Raw genomic sequence first — 15,803 nt, 5'->3', positions numbered from 1 at the left:
CCGCCTGACGAAAACCCTGTGGCAACGGTGTGCCCGAGCCGGACGAACTCCGCACGCCAGAGCAGCCTTGCAAGCTCACATTTTGATAGCTTCTTGCGCTTACCCTATAAGCGGTCGCAGCTATTTATCTTCAAAGATCTACCGATCAATGTGCTGGCTGGGCGCCAACGCGGCCCGCCTCACCCGCATCGTCGGCAGTCAACGCCAGAAAGTGATGCACCACCGGCCGCCCAGGCCCCTGGTGAAACCGCAGCGCCTCCGCCTGCAGGTCCGCATCCGCCTTGGACACGCGGTGGTGCTGGCGCAAATGTTCGGCCCAGGACTCGACCAGAAACCACTCAATCACCCGGCCCGGCTCGCCGGTGTGTTCGGCCACGCCCCAGGCGTAGGCGCCGTCGCGGCGGCGTTCCTGGGACAGGTGCTGCATGGCCTGCAGGAAGGCGGGCAGGTCGGGCTTGGCGATGCGGTATTCGATCTGCACCATCACCGGGCCCCGGTCGTGCGCGACGGGCTGGGCCATCAGGGGCTCGGGCCAGTGGTTGGAGGGCTGCAGGTCGGCCTCGCCGGTGGGCAGCTTCACGCGGTGAAAGATGAGCGACGCCACCACCAGCCCGGCCGCGCCCAGCAGCAGCGTGACCGGCAAGCCGGCCTGCCCCGCGATGAGGCCCCAGCCCAGGCTGCCGGCGGCCATCGCGCCGTTGAAGACCATGAGGTAGATGGCCAGGCCGCGGCCGCGCACCCAGTTGGGCAGCACGGCCTGGGCCACGCCGTTGAGGGTGGTCAGCGCGATGATCCAGCCCAGGCCCAGCACCAGCATCAGCGCCACGGCGGCCCACTGGGGCGGGGCCACGGTCAGCACGCCCATCACGGCGGCGGTGAGCAGGGATGCCAGCAGCACCAGGCCGTCGGTGTCGAGCCGTTTGCGCAAGCGGGGGAGCAGCACGGCGCCCAGGATGGCGCCTGCGCCCACGGCGCCCAGCATCACGCCGTAGAAGCCTGCCGAGCCGCCCAGCATGCGGCGCGCCACCAGCGGCAGCAGCGCCCAGACGGAGCTGGCGAACAGGAAGAACACGGCCGCGCGCAGCAGCACCACATGCAGCTCGCGGCTGGCGCGGGCGTAGCGCACGCCGGCGCGGAAGGCGCCGAAGAACTGCTCGTTCAGGCCCGAAGCCTCGGCCTTGGGGCGCTTCCACCACAGCAGCGCGGCGATCACGAAAACATAGCTCAGCACGTCCAGGCCGTAGGCCATGGCCGCGCCGAAGCTGGCCAGCAGCAGGCCGCCCGCCGCCGGGCCGATGGCGCGTGCAATGTTGATGCCCAGCGAGTTGAGCGCCACGGCGCTCTTGAGTTCGCTGCGCGGCACCAGTTCGGGCACGATGGACTGCCACGTGGGGCCCATGAGCGCAGCGCCGATGCCGCCCACGAAGGTCAGCGCCACCAGCCACTCCACCGTCAGCGCGTGGGTGTTGGCCAGGATGAGCAGCGTGCCGCTGACGGCCGCCAGCAGCACCTGCACGCCGATGAGGAAGCGGCGGCGGTCCAGGATGTCCGACAGCACGCCCGCAGGGATGGCAAGCAGAAAGACGGGCAGCGTGGCGGCGGTCTGGATCAGCGCGACCGCGGTGGGGCTGGACGAGAGCTCGGTCACCATCCAGGCGCTGGCGACGTCGCGCATGAAGCTGCCGATGTTGCCCAGTACGGTGGCGGCCCAGAGCACCGCGAAGACGGGGATGGCCAGGGGAGCGAAGCTGCCGGATGCCGCGGGCGCTGTGGAGCCCTTGGGCGCTGCAGCAGCGGGGGTATGGTGGTGGTGATGATCGTGTTGGTTATCCGGCATGGCGGCCTCCGAGGTCGTGCCAGGCGACGAGCAGCATGCCACCCACCAGGCCCCAGTGTTCAAAAAATGCGTTGGCGCTGCGCTGCCGATCGGCGGGCGGCGCGGCCCAGAAGCGGTCTGCCAGCAAGGCGGCGAGCACGGTGAAGCCCGCCAGGGCCAATGCCCCCAGCCAGCGGTACCAGCCCGACAGGATGAGCGCCGAGGCCGAGAGCTGCAGCACCAGCGTGGCAGCAGCGATGGGCGCGGCGGGCGCCAGGCCGAGCGCGCGCACTTCGGCCACGGCGCCGGCAAAGTCGCGGGCCTTGCCGATGCCGCCCTGCAGGTACGCGGCGCACAGGCACAGCAGCGCCAGCGTCTGCACCCAGGGAGCGGTGGCGGCAGTTTGCAATGCGTGCTGCACCGTCACACCGCCCAGCAGGCGCAGCCCAGCGCACCCCAAAAGCCCTGCAGGTCGGACACCGGCAGCTTGCTGCTCCAAGCCGTGGCGTGGGCGTGGCCGTGCAGGTTGCAGTTGCTGGCGCAACCGCAGTTCGCGGCCGCGTTGCGCAGCACGGCCTGCAGTGGCGCGCCGTCCGGCCCTCCCTGGGCGCCCCAGGCGCCGTAGCCGCCGAAGGTGCGCACGGGCGACCAGTCAGGCATGGCGGGCGGCTGGGCCGCGTCGTCGAAGCGCGCGAAGTCGCCCACTCCATAGACCACCTTGCCGCCCACCACGGTGAGCAGGGCCGTGGTGTCGGCGATGTCGGATTCGGGGCAGGCAAAGAAGTCGCGGTCGGGCACGACCAAGTCGGCCAGCTGGCCCGCTTCGATGCGTCCCTTCTTGCCCTGCTCGTTGCTGAACCAGGTGACGTTCTCGGTCCACATGCGCAGGGCCTGGTCGCGGGTGAGGCAGTTGCGCTGCGGGGTGAGCTGCAGGCCGCCCACCGTCTTGCCGGTGACGAGCCAGGACAGCGACACCCAGGGGTTGTAGCTGGCCACGCGGGTGGCGTCGGTGCCGGCGGACACGTGGACGCCCTTCTCCAGCATGCGCTTGACGGGGGGCGTGGCCTCGGCCGCGGCAGCGCCGTAGCGCTCCACGAAGTACTCGCCCTGGTAGGCCATGCGGTGCTGCACGGCCACGCCGCCGCCCAGGGCGGCGATGCGGTCGATGGACTTTTCCGAGATGGTCTCGGCGTGGTCGAAGAACCAGTTCAGGCCGGCCAGCGGTGTGTCCTGGTTGACCTTTTCGAACACGTTGAGCGCGCGCTCGATGGTCTCGTCATACGTGGCGTGCATGCGCCAGGGCCAGCGGTTCTGCGCGAGGATGCGCACCACCTCTTCCAGCTCGCCTTCCATGCCGGGCGCCAGCTCGGGCTGGGGCTGGCGGAAGTCCTCGAAGTCGGCGGCGGAGAACACGAGCATCTCGCCCGCGCCGTTGTGGCGAAAGTAGTCCGTGCCCTGCTTGTACTGCGAGGTGGCCGTCCAGTTCAGGAAGTCTTCCTTCTCGTGCTGCGGCTTTTGCGTGAACAGGTTGTAGGCCAGGCGGATGGTGAGCTGATCAGCATCGGCCAGCTCCTGGATCGCGTCGTAGTCATCCGGGTAGTTCTGCATGCCGCCGCCCGCGTCGATGGCGCCGGTCACGCCCAGGCGGTTGAGCTCGCGCATGAAGTGGCGCGTAGAGTTGACCTGGTAGTCGTGCGGCAGCTTGGGGCCCTTGGCCAGCGTGGCATACAGGATGGCCGCATTGGGCTTGGCCAGCAGCAGACCCGTGGGGTTGCCCGCGCTGTCGCGCACGATCTCGCCGCCGGGTGGCGCGGGCGTGTCCTTGCCGTAGCCCACGGCGCGCAGCGCGGCGCCGTTGAGCAGCGCGCGGTCGTACAAATGCAGGATGAACACGGGCGTATCGGGCGCCACGGCGTTTAGCTCGGCCAGCGTGGGCAGGCGCTTTTCCACAAACTGGTGCTCGGTGAAGCCGCCCACCACGCGCACCCACTGCGGCGCGGGCGTCACCGCCACTTGGGCTTTGAGCATGGCCATGGCATCGGCCAGGCTGCGCACCCCGTCCAACCGCAGCTCCATGTTGAAGTTGAGGCCGCCGCGGATGATGTGCAGGTGGTTGTCGATGAGCCCCGGCAGCACGCTGCGCCCGCCCAGGTCGATGACCCGCGTGCCCGCACCGGCCAGCGCCATCACCTCGCGGTCATCACCCACCTTGGTGAAGCGCCCTTGCGCAATGGCGACCGCACTGGCCGTGGGATTGGCGCGGTCCAGCGTGGTGAAGCGCCCGTTGCGCAGGATGAGGTCGGGAGTGGTGGCAGGTTGGTTCATGTCTTGGGGCTCAGAGAATTTCAGCAATGGCAGAGCGCAAAAAGGGTGCAGTGGCCGTAGCGAGCGGCCCTGGCCTGCATCGAGGACCGCAGCCGTACAAGCGTACGGCGAGAACCGCAGGTGCGGGATCGGGTCGCGCAGTAGGCCAATGCACCCTTTTTTTAGGCTTCTTGGGCGTTGAACATGCTTTTGGCGTAGGTGATGCCCAGGCCATAGCCGCCACCGAACTTCTTGGCGATGCCCGTCGTCATCTCGTACGTCTCGCCCCGCGCCCAGTCGCGCTGCAGCTCCAGCAGGTACTGCAGGGCCGTGATGGGCCGCGCGCCGGCCTGCACCATGCGCTCCATGGCGCGGTTGTGGGCTTCGGCCGAGATGTCGCCGCTGGCGTCGGCGATCACATACACCTCAAAGCCTTGGTCCAGCGCCGACAGCGCCGGGCCCACGATGCACACGCTGGTCCACAGGCCGGCCAGCACGATGCGCGGCTTGCCAATGGCGTTGACACGGGCGATCACGGCCTCGTCCTCCCAGGTGTTCATGGAGGTGCGGTCCAGCAGCGCCTGGCCGGGGAACGGTGCGGTCACTTCCTCGAACATGGGGCCGCTGAAGCTCTTCTCAGCCACCGTGGTGAGGATGGTGTCCACGCCAAACCCGGCGGCTGCACTGGCCACCAGGCCGGCGTTGGAGCGCAGCGTGATCGCGTCGATGGAGTGCGTGGCAAAGGCCATCTGCGACTGGAAGTCGATCATGACCAGGGTGTGGTCGTCGGCGTTCAGCAGCGTGGCGCCGGGCTTGGCGTAGGCGACGGGGCGGGCGGTGGTGGTGCTGGCAGCCGTGGTGTTGGCGTGGGTCATGGTGAACTCCCTGGAAATTGAAGATGAGGTGCGTCGAGAAGAAGAACAAACAAAAAAACGAGACAAGGCAATGCGGCGGGCCGGGGCGCAAGGGATGGGCGGCATCGCCCACCCGCCCGCTCCTCAGGGCGCCCCATCCGCTCAGTGCGGCATCGTGGGCAGCTCGTTGGGCCGCAGGTCGAACACCAGCACCTCGGCGCCTTCGCCGTTAGCGAAGCGCAGGGCCCCGGCGTCGCGGATGCGGGCGCCGTCGCCTTCGGACAGCCGCTCGCCGTTCACCTCCAGGCTGCCGCGGGCCACGTGCACATACACGTTGCGGCCCGGGCCCACGTCCAGATCGGCCGCTTCTTCGCTGCCGTCGAACAAGCCGGCATAGACCCGGGCGTCCTGGTGCACGGCCAGCGATCCGTCGGCCCCTTCGGGCGAGATGATCTGGCGCAGGCGGCCGCGCTTGTCGGCCTCGCTGAAGTGCACCTGCTGGTAGCGGGGTGCGGCACCGCGGGCACCGGGCACGATCCAGATCTGCAGGAAGTGCACGGGCTCAACGCCCGAGTGGTTGAACTCGCTGTGGCGCACGCCGGTGCCGGCGCTCATCATCTGCACGTCGCCAGGGCGGATGACCGAGCCGGTGCCCATGGAGTCCTTGTGCTCCAGCGCGCCTTCCAGCACGTACGAGAAGATTTCCATGTCGCGGTGCGGGTGGGTGCCGAAGCCCTTGCCGGGAGCCACGCGGTCGTCGTTGATGACCAGCAGGTCGGAAAAACCTTGCTGATTGGCGTCGTGGTAGTGGCCGAACGAGAAGGTGTGGCGCGAATGGAGCCAGCCGTGGTTGGCGTTGCCGCGGTGTTGGGCCTTGCGGATGTCGAGCATGGTGTCTTCCTTTCGATGTCTGTCGATGAATTTCACACTGGGCGCACGGTTTGAAATCTGCTGGATTTCATTGGGCATCAGTGCTGCGATGGATGAAGTATCCGGCGCATGGCAGGGCATCAGGTTGAAAGGTTTGGCCATCCATCATCGATAATTTCGATGATTGAAATTCCGGGCCTGTTGCCATGCTGAAACTCTCCCTCGAAGCCATCGAACTGGTGGATGCGATTGCCCGCTACGGCTCGTTCGCGGGCGCCTCGGAGCGGCTGCACAAGGTGCCGTCCACCATCTCCTACGCCGTGGGCAAGCTCGAGGAGCAACTGGGCCTGGCCCTGTTCACGCGCAACGGGCCGCGCGTGGCGCTCACGCCCGCGGGGCACGAGCTGCTCAAGGAGGGCCGCTGGCTGCTGGCCTCGGCGCGGCAGCTCGAATCGCGCCTGCGGCAGATCGCCACCGGGTTCGAGTCCGAGCTGCGGCTGGTGCACGACTCGCTGATACCTACCAGCGCGTTCAACGACGACATCGCGGCCTTTGAGGGCCTGGACTGCGGCACGCGCCTGCGCATCGGCTGCGAGGCGCTGACCGGCACCTGGGAGGCGCTGCGCGACGGGCGCGCCGACATCATCGTGGCGGCGGGCGAAGGCCCCGCCGGCGGCGGCTACAAGGCCGTGGCGGTGGGCAGCCTGGACTTCGTGTTCTGCGTGACTGCGTCGCACCCGCTGGCGCGCCTGGGCCGGCCGCTCACGCGCAGCGACCTGCTGGAGCACACGGCCGTGGTGGTGGGCGACGGGGCGCGCACGCTGTCGGACCGCACGGTGGGCCTGCTGTCGGGCCAGCGGCGCATCACCGTGCCGTCGATGCAGGCCAAGATCGCCTGCCAGGCCGCCGGGCTGGGCCACGGCTTCGTGCCGCGCGCCTGCGTGCGGGTGGAGCTGGAAAACGGCATCCTGGTGGAGGTGCCGGTGGAGGAGCCCCGGGCCGATGAGACCTTCTGGCTGGCCTGGAAGCCCGAGCACCGGGGCGAGGCGCTCAAGTGGTGGTGCGAGCGGCTGGCCCGGCCGCTGCTGCCCGGAATCCTGCCGTACTAGCGCCCGGCGGAAGCCGGCACTACACTTTTGATAGCTGCTTGCGCTTGCCAGACAAGCGGTAGGCAGCTTTTTTATCTTGATAATTCAGACTCAGCGCCACTGCTGCGCGAAGAACTGCACCACCTGCGCCTCCAGCACCGCGTGGTAGGCCACGCGGTCGAAGCCCGCCGGGTTGGCGGCGGCGTCGCCCGCGTCGGACGGCAGGCTCTGGCTGGGCTGGGCCATGAAGGCGAAGTGGCCGGCACCCGGCACGGTGTCCGCCCGCGCGGTGGCCAGATTCGCGGCCACCAGCCCGCCGTGGTACTTGCCTGTGAGCACGGCGTCCTGCTCGGCCACGCGCAGCAGCACCGGCACGGTCACGGCTTTGAGGCTCTCGGGGGTGAACACCACGGCCATGGGCGCCAGGGCCACGACGGCGCGGATGCGCGGGTCGGGCGCGGAGACCAGGGCGCCGTCCGGCACCACGTTGGCGGGCGTGGCCGTGTTGGCAGCGGCGACCGGCTGCGGCGCCTTGGGGCCCTGGGCCAGGCCGCAGAAGCCGGGGTCGTCCTGCACGCTGCAGCAGTGCTGCGCGGCGCGGGCGGGCTCGGCCTGGGCGCCGGCCAGGGCCAGCACGGTGTAGCCGCCGGCCGAGTGGCCCAGTGCGCCGATGCGGCCGGCGGGGATGCGGGGCCCCCACTCGGGGCTGGCCAGCAGCGCGTCGAGCACGCGGCTGACCTGGCGCGGGCGCTCGCCGAAGTAGCGGCCCGAGGTGATCATGGAGCGGTCCTGCCAGTTGTCGCCCGGGTGGCGCACGGCGGCCACGAGGTAGCCCTCGGCCGCCAGGCGCGTGGCCAGGTTGTGGTGCGCGAGTTCATTGCCGCCCGTGCCGTGCGACACCAGGATCAGCCCCTTGAGCGGCTCGGCCGACACGGGCGCACCCAGGCCGACCACCGGGCGCCAGGGGCCCAGCTGCACCACGCCCGCGCTGCGCACGGTGGGGTAGAACAGCGCGACGTTGATCGGCTCGCCACCGGGCACGACCAGGGTGCGCAGGCCGGCGTGCTGGGCCGATGCGGGGCCTGACAGCGTGGCCAGCGCCACGAACGCGGTGGCCGCCACGGGCCGGACGTGCCGCGCTGCCCACAGCAGGGCGAGGGAAAGAAGAACAAGGAGGAGGATCACGGTGTGCCTTTCGTCTTGGAGTGCCAGGGGCCGCGACCGTGGAGTGACGGTCGGTGCGGCATGGCGGCACTGTAGGCACCGCGGGCCGGCAGGGGCAGCGGCATGCGACGAAACGCAAGGGCGTGGCGCGAAACGGCTGGTGAGGGGCGCAAGCCGTGCGCGAACCGGGCGCGAACGCGCGCTGGGTGGGCGGGTGGTGGCCCGTGCGGGTGGCCGGCTTCCCAGCCACCCCGTGGGCGTCAACCCAGCGCTTTGAGCAGCGCCTGCGCCGCAGGCTCCGACGACGCCGGGTTCTGCCCGGTGATCAGCAGCCCGTCGGTGACCACGTGCGGCTGCCAGTCGGCCTGCTTGGTGTACAGGCCGCCGTGCGACATGAGCATGTTCTCCACCAGGAAGGGCACGACGTCCGTCAGGCCCGCAGCGGCCTCCTCGCCGTTGGTGAAGCCCGTCACGTTCTTGCCGCGCACCAGGGGCGTGCCGTCTGCCGCCTTGACGCCGCGCAGCACGCCGGGCGCGTGGCACACGGCCGCCAGGGGCTTGCCGGCGGCCAGGGTGGCCTCGATGAGGGCGATGGACTGCGTGTCGTACGCCAGGTCCCACAGCGGGCCGTGGCCGCCGGGGTAGAACACGGCATCGAACCGGGCCGCGTTCACTTCGGACAGCTTCAGGGTGCTGGCCAGGTGCGCCTGGGCGGCGGCATCGCCCTTGAAGCGGCGCGTGGCGTCGGTCTGCGCATCGGGCGCATCGCTCTTGGGGTCCAGCGGGGGCTGGCCGCCCTGGGGCGATGCCAGGGTCACCTCGGCCCCCGCATCCTTGAACACGTAGTACGGGGCGGCAAACTCTTCCAGCCAGAAGCCGGTTTTCTTGCCGGTGTCGCCCAACTCGCTGTGGGATGTGAGAACCATGAGGATGTGGGCCATAGCGATCCCTTTCTGGGGGTGAGTGAAAAGTAAAGCCGCCCACCGTACCCGCAAATTGCGCAGATGTGCCCTGGTGCGGCGCAGGTTGCGGCGTTGGCTTACAGCGCCGCTTCGAGAATGCGCCGGCTCACGGCGGGCGTGATCTCGCGCTGCTCGCCCAGCGTGAGCATGCCGTGCGCCTCCAGCTGCGCCACCACGGCGCCCACGGTGTCGGCGCCCAGGCCGTAGCCCGACAGGCGCGTGGCGATGCCCATGCTTTCAAAGAAGCCGCGCGTGCGCTCGATGGCGGCGGTGATGCGCTCGTCGTCGGTGCCGGTGGTGATGCCCCACACGCGCTCGCCGTACCGCAGCAGTTTGGCGCGCTTAGCACCCCGGCGCTCGTGCAGCAGCGCGGGCAGCACGATGGCCAGCGTGCGCGCGTGGTCGATGCCGTGCAGCGCGGTGAGCTCGTGGCCGATCATGTGCGTGGCCCAGTCCTGCGGCACGCCCGCGCCGATCAGCCCGTTGAGCGCCATGGTGGCCGCCCACATGAGGTTGGCGCGGTCGTCGTACACGGGCTCGGGGGCAGCCAGCAGGCGCGGGCCGATCTCGATCAGCGTCTGCAAAATGCCCTCGGCAAAACGGTCCTGCACGGGCGCGTTGACCGGGTAGGTGAGGTACTGCTCCACCGTGTGCACAAACGCATCGACCACGCCGTTGGCCAGCTGCTGGGGCGGCAGGGTGTAGGTCTTGGTGGGGTCGAGCACCGAGAACACGGGGTAGGTGTGATTGCTGCCAAAGGCCAGCTTGGCGCCCTTGGCACGGTGCGTGATGACGCCGCCGTTGTTCATCTCGGAGCCCGTGGCGGGCAGCGTGAGCACGGCGCCGAAGGGCAGCGCGGCGGTGACGTTGCGGCCGTGCTTTTCCAGAATGGCCCAGGGGTCGCCGCCTTCGAACTTGACGGCTGCGGCGATGAACTTCACGGCATCGATCACCGAGCCGCCGCCCACCGCGAGCAGGAAGTCGAACTCGCCGCCCTGGATCTGCGCCACGGCCTTCATCGAGGTTTCGTAGCTGGGGTTGGGCTCGATGCCGCTGAAGGTGGCGTGCTGGCGGCTGGCCAGCGCCGTGCGCACCTCGGCCAACGTGCCGGTCTTCTCGGCACTGGCGCCGCCCACGAGGATGAGCACCTTGGCCGCGGCGGGCACGAGCTTGTCCAGGTCGGCGATGCGGCCCTGGCCGAAGGCGATGTGGGTGGGGTTGTGGAAGTCGAAGTTCAGCATGGCAATCCTGGCAGTCCTTGGGTGGGGGGTGCATTGTGTCGCTGGCGTGCCCGGCTTGCCGGTCGCCTTGGCAACAACACGGCCCGGCCCGGGGCACTTCGGGACGGCCCTGCGATGGCAGGCGAGCTGCGGTTACCAACCACCCAGCGCTCAAGGCCTCCCCTGCCCTGCCCACCCTGACGACCTATCGCACCACCACCAGCACCACGAACCCCACCAGCAACAAGATCGCCAGGGCCACCACGCCTGCGGTGCCTGCCGCCAACACCTTGACGAGCCAGGCCCAAGCGCCACCCTGCGCGCCATGGCGGCGCAGGGCGCTCCAGCCCCGCAGCAGCAGGACCAGCGTGACGCACAAGGTGAACAGCACCATGCCGAAAGCCATCGCCACGCAGTCCAGGCCAAACGTGCCGCAGGCCATGGACTGCCCAAAACCGCTGGCCATGGCCACTGAAGCGCCCAGCCCCACCGCCAGCACGCCCCACCCGGCCCAGACCGCGCCGGGCACGCGAAACGCTGAAGGGGTGCCAGGTGCCATGGGGTCAGTCCCTGGCCGGCTGCCAGGGCAGCGCCGGGTCGGTGAAGGCGGGCTGCCACAGGTCGGCATAGACCGGGAACGCCTGCCTGCGGGTCTCGTCGGACTCCAGCTCGACCGATGCATCGTCGAGCCCGCGCACGCTCCAGTCGGCCAGCACGGCGTAGCGGCGCTGCGCGGTGTCGATCAGCACCGTGTGCAGGGCGTGGGTCGTGCAGGCCACGTAACGCCCGCCGGGGCTGACCAGGAAGTAGTCCACATCGCCGGGCTGCAGGGCGGCCAGCGGTAGGGCGCGGCGCAATGCGGCGGTCCATTCGGGCGGGGCGGGTACGGACATGGAAGCGGCGGGCTCCTGGTGGGCGGTGGACTTGTCGCGCGGCACAGGGGGCCCGGCGGTGACCGACTGTAGCGGCAACCGTACGAACATTGCACGAACACCGCACGGCCACCGCACGGAAGGCGCCGGATGCGGCCTTGTGCGCTGGGCACCGGCGCTGCCATGGCACCTGCGGCCAGGGTGGGGGCAGCCGTCTGTACTTACCCTACCCGTGCAGGGCCCGGCGCCGCACTGGCCAGCGACTGCAGCCGCTCGGCCATGAAGTCACGCAGTGCGCGCACCAGCGGCGTGATCTGGTGGCGGCTGGGCGCCACCAGGTACAGCGGCACGGCTTCGGTCTCAAAGCCCGGGCACAGCGGCACCAGGCGCCCGGCGGCCAGGTCGTCGGCCACGTCGAAGTACGACTTGTAGGCAATGCCTCGGCCCAGCACGGCCCAGCGGCGCACGGCGTCGCCGTCGTTGGCCACGTTGCGGCTGCGCACGCGCACCAGCACCTCCTGGCCCGCCGCGTCCCAGAAGCGCCAGCGGTCGTGCACGTCGCTGCCGAGCATGAAGCACAGGCAGGCGTGGTCGGCCAGCGCCTGCGGCGCGTCGGGCGCGCCGTGGGCCTGCACATAGGCCGGCGCGGCGCACAGCACGCGCCGGTGGTCGAGCGCCAGGGGCAGCGCCACCAGGCCAGAGTCCTGCGGCTTGCCATAGCGAAAGGCTGCGTCCACCGGCTCGCTGTAGACATTGGCCACGCGGTCGGACAGCTGCAGGCGGATGTCGACGCCCGGGTGCTCCGCCTGGAATGCGTCCAGCCAGGGCAGCAGCACGTTGCGCCCCAGGTCGGACGGCGCCGCCAGTTGCAGCGTGCCTTCGAATGCACTGGCGCGCCCACCCTGCAACTGGCCGCGCACCTGGTGCAGCGCGGCCAGTGCGGGGCGGCAGTGCTCGAGGAACAGCGCGCCCTGCTGCGTGAGCCGCAGGCTGCGGGTGGACCGCACGAAGAGCGCCACGCCCAGCTCCGCCTCCAGGCGCTTGAGGGCGGCGCTGGCCGCTGCGGGCGTGAGGTCGAGCGCCCGCGCGGTGGCCGACAGGCTGCCGCTGTCCACGGTGCGCACGAAGATGTCGAGGTCTTGCAGGCTTTTCATGGGGTCTTGTCTGAGAGGTGGCGGGAGCGACGGCAACCGGTATTTTCAAATTTTCATTGAATATGAATTCAATTGCCTGCCTATTTGCAAACATGCCCTCAAACCCGACCATTGCTTCACTCGCTTCACCCCATTGTTCGACCATCCCGGAGTCCTCCCCATGAAAGCCATCGGCTACACCCACCCAGGCCCCATCGACCGCCCCGACGCCCTGCTCGACATCACCTTGCCCGACCCCGTGGCCACCGGCCGCGACCTGCTGGTGGAGGTGCATGCGGTGTCGGTCAACCCCGTGGACACCAAGGTGCGCAACAGCAGCGCACGCAGCGGCGACGGCCCCGACCACAAGGTGCTGGGCTGGGACGCCAGCGGCATCGTGCGCGCGGTGGGCCCGGACGTGACGCTCTTTGCGCCCGGCGACCGCGTCTGGTACGCAGGCTCCATCGCCCGCCCCGGCACCAACAGCGAACTGCACCTGGTGGACGAGCGCATCGTCGGCCACGCCCCGAAGTCGCTGGACTTTGCCGAGGCCGCCGCACTGCCGCTGACCACCATCACCGCGTGGGAGCTGCTGTTCGACCGCCTGGGCGTGGCGCCTGGCAAGCAGCCCACCCACAAGACCCTGCTCATCATCGGCGCGAGCGGCGGCGTGGGCTCCATCCTCACGCAGCTGGCGGCGCGGCTGACGAGCCTGACGGTGATCGGCACCGCATCGCGCCCCGAGACGCAGGCCTGGGTGCGCGACCTGGGCGCCCACCACGTCATCGACCACAGCAAGCCCCTGACGCAGGAGCTGGCGCGCATCGGCCACCCCGCGGTGGACATCATCGTGAGCCTCACGCAGACCGACGCGCACTTCGACCAGATCGTGGAGGCCATCGCGCCGCAGGGCCGGTTCGCGCTGATCGACGACCCGGTGTCGCTCGACGTGACGAAATTCAAACGCAAGTCGGTGTCGGTGCACTGGGAGCTGATGTTCACGCGCGCGCTGTTCGGCACCGACGACATGGTCGGCCAGCACCGGCTGCTGACCGAGGTGGCGCAGCTGGTGGACGCAGGACTGATCCGCACGACGCTGGACCAGCGCTTCGGCACCATCAACGCCGAGAACCTCCAGCGCGCGCACGCGCTGATCGAAAGCGGCAAGGCCCGCGGCAAGCTGGTGCTGGAGGGGTGGAACTGACGGGACCTGGCCCGGCAGCGACGGGGGCTGCGCCACCGGACGGGGCGTTTTGGTGCTTGCCACCGATACTGTATTTAAATACAGTACCCGTGGTGCATGAGGAGAACAGAGACATGCACGCCACACACCCAAAAAGGAGCACTCCCATGATCGACCATATGACCTTCCGCGTGACCGACATCGCGCGCGCCAAACAGTTCTACAGCGCTGCCCTGGCGCCCCTGGGCTACAGCCTGTGCTTCGAGGGCAACTACGGCTCCAACATGCTGGGCTTTGCCTACCCCGATGCGTCCGAGCCCGACGGCAAGAAGGCCGACGTGTGGTTCATCGACGGCCCCTCGCCCTACGGCGGCGCACCGGCCACGACGGGCTGCCACCTGGCTTGGCGCGCGCCGAACCGGGCGCAGGTGGACGCCTTCTACGCCGCGGCCATCGCCGCGGGCGGCAAAGACAACGGAGCCCCTGGCTTGCGCACCGACTACCACGAGCACTACTACGGCGCTTTCGTCATCGACCCCGAAGGCAACAACGTGGAAGCGGTGTGCCACCTGCCGGAGTAGGCAGGCACAGGGCAAAATCGGCGGTGCGAACGGCACCCGCCGCCAGAAGCATCCGCCCATGAACCCCGACGAGAGAACCGCAGCAAGGCGCCCGCGCAGGAAGGAGCCGCTCTACCGCAAGGTGAACACCACCGCGCACCGCGTGCACCACGGCCGGGGCGGGGACTTCAGCGATGACCGGAATGCGCGCGCCACCCAGGGCGATGAGCCGGTGCGCAGCCCCATGCACGGGCGGCGCCAGCTGGGGCTCGACTACACCCCGCTGTTCAGGTTTTTGATCTCGAAGGTGGGCGCACCGTGGGACGGCGTGTACAGCGAGGCCCTGGCGCGGCTGGACCGCCCCGACCCGATCTTCTGGCTGGTGGCGCGCCGCCCGCACGAGCGGCGCCGGTACGTGCTGGTCGGTGAATCGAGTTACTACAACGGCCTGTACGTGGATGATGCAGGGACGCTGCAGCTGGTCGACCAGGTGGTCGGCCCGTCCAGCTTGGTACCCCGGTGCCGGTGCTGCACCCATACCTTCAATGGCACGCCGTTCACCCGACCCTTCGCGGGCTTTTATGCACCGCTGGACCCGGATGCGGAAGCAAGCGAAGCGCCCGAGACGGAAGGTTGAAGGCACATGGCGTGGCAGCCCCCGCCACGCGCTGTCTTGCCCTTGGGGCGATGGCACGCAAACCGGGGGCGGCCCCCGGTCTGCGCGGCCAGCCCGGTCAGTCCAGCTTCACCCCGGCGGCCTTGATGATCTCGCCCCAGCGCTTGGACTCGGCACGTGCCATGGCGCGGAACTGCTCGGGCGTGCCGGGCAGGGCTTCCATGCCGAAGTCGTTCATGCGCTTGACCACGGCGGGGTTGAGCAGGGCCTTGTTCAGGTCGCCGTTGAGGCGCGCCGTGATGGCCGCGGGCAAACCGGCGGGCGCCAGGATGCCCTGGAAGGCGAATACCTCGGTGTTGGGCACGCCGGCTTCGGCCAGCGTGGGCACGTCGGGCAATGCGGCCACGCGTTTGGCCGAGCCGATGGCCAGGGCACGCACCTTGCCCGAGGTGATCACCGGCAGGCCGGCGGCCAGGTCCAGGAACATGCAGGGCACCTGCCCGCCCATCACGTCCTGCAGCGCAGGCGCGGCGCCCCGGTAGGGGATGTGGGTGAGGAAGGTCTTGGTGCGGTTCTTGAACATCTCCATCGCCAGGTGGTGCGGCGAGCCGTTGCCGGGCGATGCGTAGTTGAGCTTGCCAGGGTTGGCGCGCGCGTAGGCCAGGAATTCCTTCACCGTCTTGGCTTCGAACGCGGGGTTGACCACGAGCGCCAGCGGAAAGCGGCTGATGCCGCCCACGTAGGTGAAGTCTTTCTCGGGGTTGAACGGCAGCTTGGTGAACAGGTGCTCGTTGAAGGCCAGCACGGCGTTGTCGGCCGACATGAAGGTGTTGCCGTCGGGCTTGGCCGTGGCCACCATCTGCGCGCCGATGTTGGTGGACGCGCCGGGGCGGTTGTCCACGATGATCTGCTGGCCCAGCGTCTGGCGCATGGCCTCGGCCACGGTACGCGCCAGCACGTCGGTGCCGCCGCCGGCCGGGTACGGCACGACCCAGCGCAGGGGCTGGTCGGGCCACGCGGACTGCTGGGCTGCAGCCCAGGGAGCGGCGGAGGTGGCGCCTGCGGCGGCCAGGGCGGACAAGAGGGTTCTGCGTTGCATGGGGTTGTCTCCTTGTGGTTACTATTGATTTGATAGCTGCTAGCGCTTGACTATCAAGCGGT

Annotated in this window: 16 protein-coding genes; 4 read left to right on the top strand and 12 right to left on the bottom strand. The window is 69.5% G+C overall.

Annotation, left to right across the window (positions count from 1 at the left end; genetic code table 11):
* Nucleotides 1–145 precede the first annotated feature (145 nt).
* The 5 genes from ACSQ3D_RS17485 to ACSQ3D_RS17465 form a co-directional block, all read right to left on the bottom strand.
* Nucleotides 146–1,837 (bottom strand): MFS transporter, encoded by a 1,692-nt coding sequence (locus ACSQ3D_RS17485; RefSeq protein ID WP_436127728.1) that lies wholly within the window; start codon nt 1,835–1,837, stop codon nt 146–148.
* Complete coding sequence (locus ACSQ3D_RS17480; RefSeq protein WP_436127727.1) at nt 1,827–2,225, bottom strand: DoxX family protein; 399 nt, start codon at nt 2,223–2,225, stop codon at nt 1,827–1,829. The genes ACSQ3D_RS17485 and ACSQ3D_RS17480 overlap by 11 nt, the downstream gene beginning before the upstream one ends.
* Nucleotides 2,226–2,239: 14 nt before the next feature.
* On the bottom strand, nt 2,240–4,141 hold the full coding sequence (locus ACSQ3D_RS17475) for an amidohydrolase (protein ID WP_436127726.1): 1,902 nt from the start codon (nt 4,139–4,141) through the stop codon (nt 2,240–2,242).
* Nucleotides 4,142–4,302: 161 nt separating this feature from the next.
* Nucleotides 4,303–4,995: a hydrolase gene (locus ACSQ3D_RS17470; RefSeq protein WP_436127725.1), complete on the bottom strand. Its 693-nt coding sequence runs from the start codon at nt 4,993–4,995 to the stop codon at nt 4,303–4,305.
* A 141-nt stretch (nt 4,996–5,136) separates the two neighbouring features.
* The gene (locus tag ACSQ3D_RS17465) at nt 5,137–5,865 is read right to left on the bottom strand and encodes a pirin family protein (protein WP_436127724.1); all 729 of its coding nucleotides are present in this window, start codon (nt 5,863–5,865) and stop codon (nt 5,137–5,139) included.
* 185 nt (nt 5,866–6,050) lie between these two features.
* Here ACSQ3D_RS17465 and ACSQ3D_RS17460 point away from each other — a divergent pair, with 185 nt between their 5' ends.
* Nucleotides 6,051–6,953, top strand: a complete 903-nt coding sequence (locus ACSQ3D_RS17460; protein WP_056422664.1) for a LysR family transcriptional regulator — start codon at nt 6,051–6,053, stop codon at nt 6,951–6,953.
* A gap of 90 nt (nt 6,954–7,043) precedes the next feature.
* Here ACSQ3D_RS17460 and ACSQ3D_RS17455 read toward each other — a convergent pair whose 3' ends face one another.
* The 6 genes from ACSQ3D_RS17455 to ACSQ3D_RS17430 all read right to left on the bottom strand — a co-directional run bounded on the left by ACSQ3D_RS17455 (nt 7,044) and on the right by ACSQ3D_RS17430 (nt 12,304).
* Nucleotides 7,044–8,117, bottom strand: a complete 1,074-nt coding sequence (locus ACSQ3D_RS17455) for an alpha/beta hydrolase family protein (RefSeq protein ID WP_436127723.1) — start codon at nt 8,115–8,117, stop codon at nt 7,044–7,046.
* Between the two features lie 239 nt (nt 8,118–8,356).
* Nucleotides 8,357–9,037, bottom strand: a complete 681-nt coding sequence (locus ACSQ3D_RS17450; protein ID WP_056409969.1) for a type 1 glutamine amidotransferase domain-containing protein — start codon at nt 9,035–9,037, stop codon at nt 8,357–8,359.
* 98 nt (nt 9,038–9,135) lie between these two features.
* Nucleotides 9,136–10,299, bottom strand: a complete 1,164-nt coding sequence (locus ACSQ3D_RS17445; RefSeq protein ID WP_436127722.1) for an iron-containing alcohol dehydrogenase — start codon at nt 10,297–10,299, stop codon at nt 9,136–9,138.
* Nucleotides 10,300–10,483: 184 nt separating this feature from the next.
* Entirely contained in the window at nt 10,484–10,837 is a 354-nt protein-coding gene (locus tag ACSQ3D_RS17440) for a hypothetical protein (protein WP_436127721.1), read from the bottom strand.
* A 4-nt stretch (nt 10,838–10,841) separates the two neighbouring features.
* A complete protein-coding gene (locus tag ACSQ3D_RS17435) occupies nt 10,842–11,171 on the bottom strand; it encodes a hypothetical protein (protein WP_156371991.1) in 330 nt (109 codons plus the stop codon).
* Between the two features lie 200 nt (nt 11,172–11,371).
* A complete protein-coding gene (locus ACSQ3D_RS17430) occupies nt 11,372–12,304 on the bottom strand; it encodes a LysR substrate-binding domain-containing protein (protein ID WP_436127720.1) in 933 nt (310 codons plus the stop codon).
* Between the two features lie 160 nt (nt 12,305–12,464).
* On the opposite strand from ACSQ3D_RS17430, the gene ACSQ3D_RS17425 reads away from it, so the two are divergent.
* The 3 genes from ACSQ3D_RS17425 to ACSQ3D_RS17415 all read left to right on the top strand — a co-directional run bounded on the left by ACSQ3D_RS17425 (nt 12,465) and on the right by ACSQ3D_RS17415 (nt 14,663).
* The gene (locus ACSQ3D_RS17425; RefSeq protein ID WP_056422684.1) at nt 12,465–13,487 is read left to right on the top strand and encodes a zinc-binding alcohol dehydrogenase family protein; all 1,023 of its coding nucleotides are present in this window, start codon (nt 12,465–12,467) and stop codon (nt 13,485–13,487) included.
* 146 nt (nt 13,488–13,633) lie between these two features.
* Complete coding sequence (locus tag ACSQ3D_RS17420) at nt 13,634–14,047, top strand: VOC family protein (RefSeq protein ID WP_056165175.1); 414 nt, start codon at nt 13,634–13,636, stop codon at nt 14,045–14,047.
* A 58-nt stretch (nt 14,048–14,105) separates the two neighbouring features.
* Nucleotides 14,106–14,663, top strand: a complete 558-nt coding sequence (locus tag ACSQ3D_RS17415; protein ID WP_436127719.1) for a hypothetical protein — start codon at nt 14,106–14,108, stop codon at nt 14,661–14,663.
* A gap of 97 nt (nt 14,664–14,760) precedes the next feature.
* Here ACSQ3D_RS17415 and ACSQ3D_RS17410 read toward each other — a convergent pair whose 3' ends face one another.
* A complete protein-coding gene (locus ACSQ3D_RS17410; protein ID WP_056165091.1) occupies nt 14,761–15,741 on the bottom strand; it encodes a Bug family tripartite tricarboxylate transporter substrate binding protein in 981 nt (326 codons plus the stop codon).
* Nucleotides 15,742–15,803 lie beyond the last annotated feature (62 nt).

It is taken from the genome of Acidovorax sp. LjRoot117 (genome assembly GCF_964252695.1).
Classification (GTDB): Bacteria; Pseudomonadota; Gammaproteobacteria; order Burkholderiales; family Burkholderiaceae_C; genus Acidovorax.
Note: the sequence above shows the minus strand (reverse complement) of the source record. Positions and strands in the feature narration are given on the sequence as shown.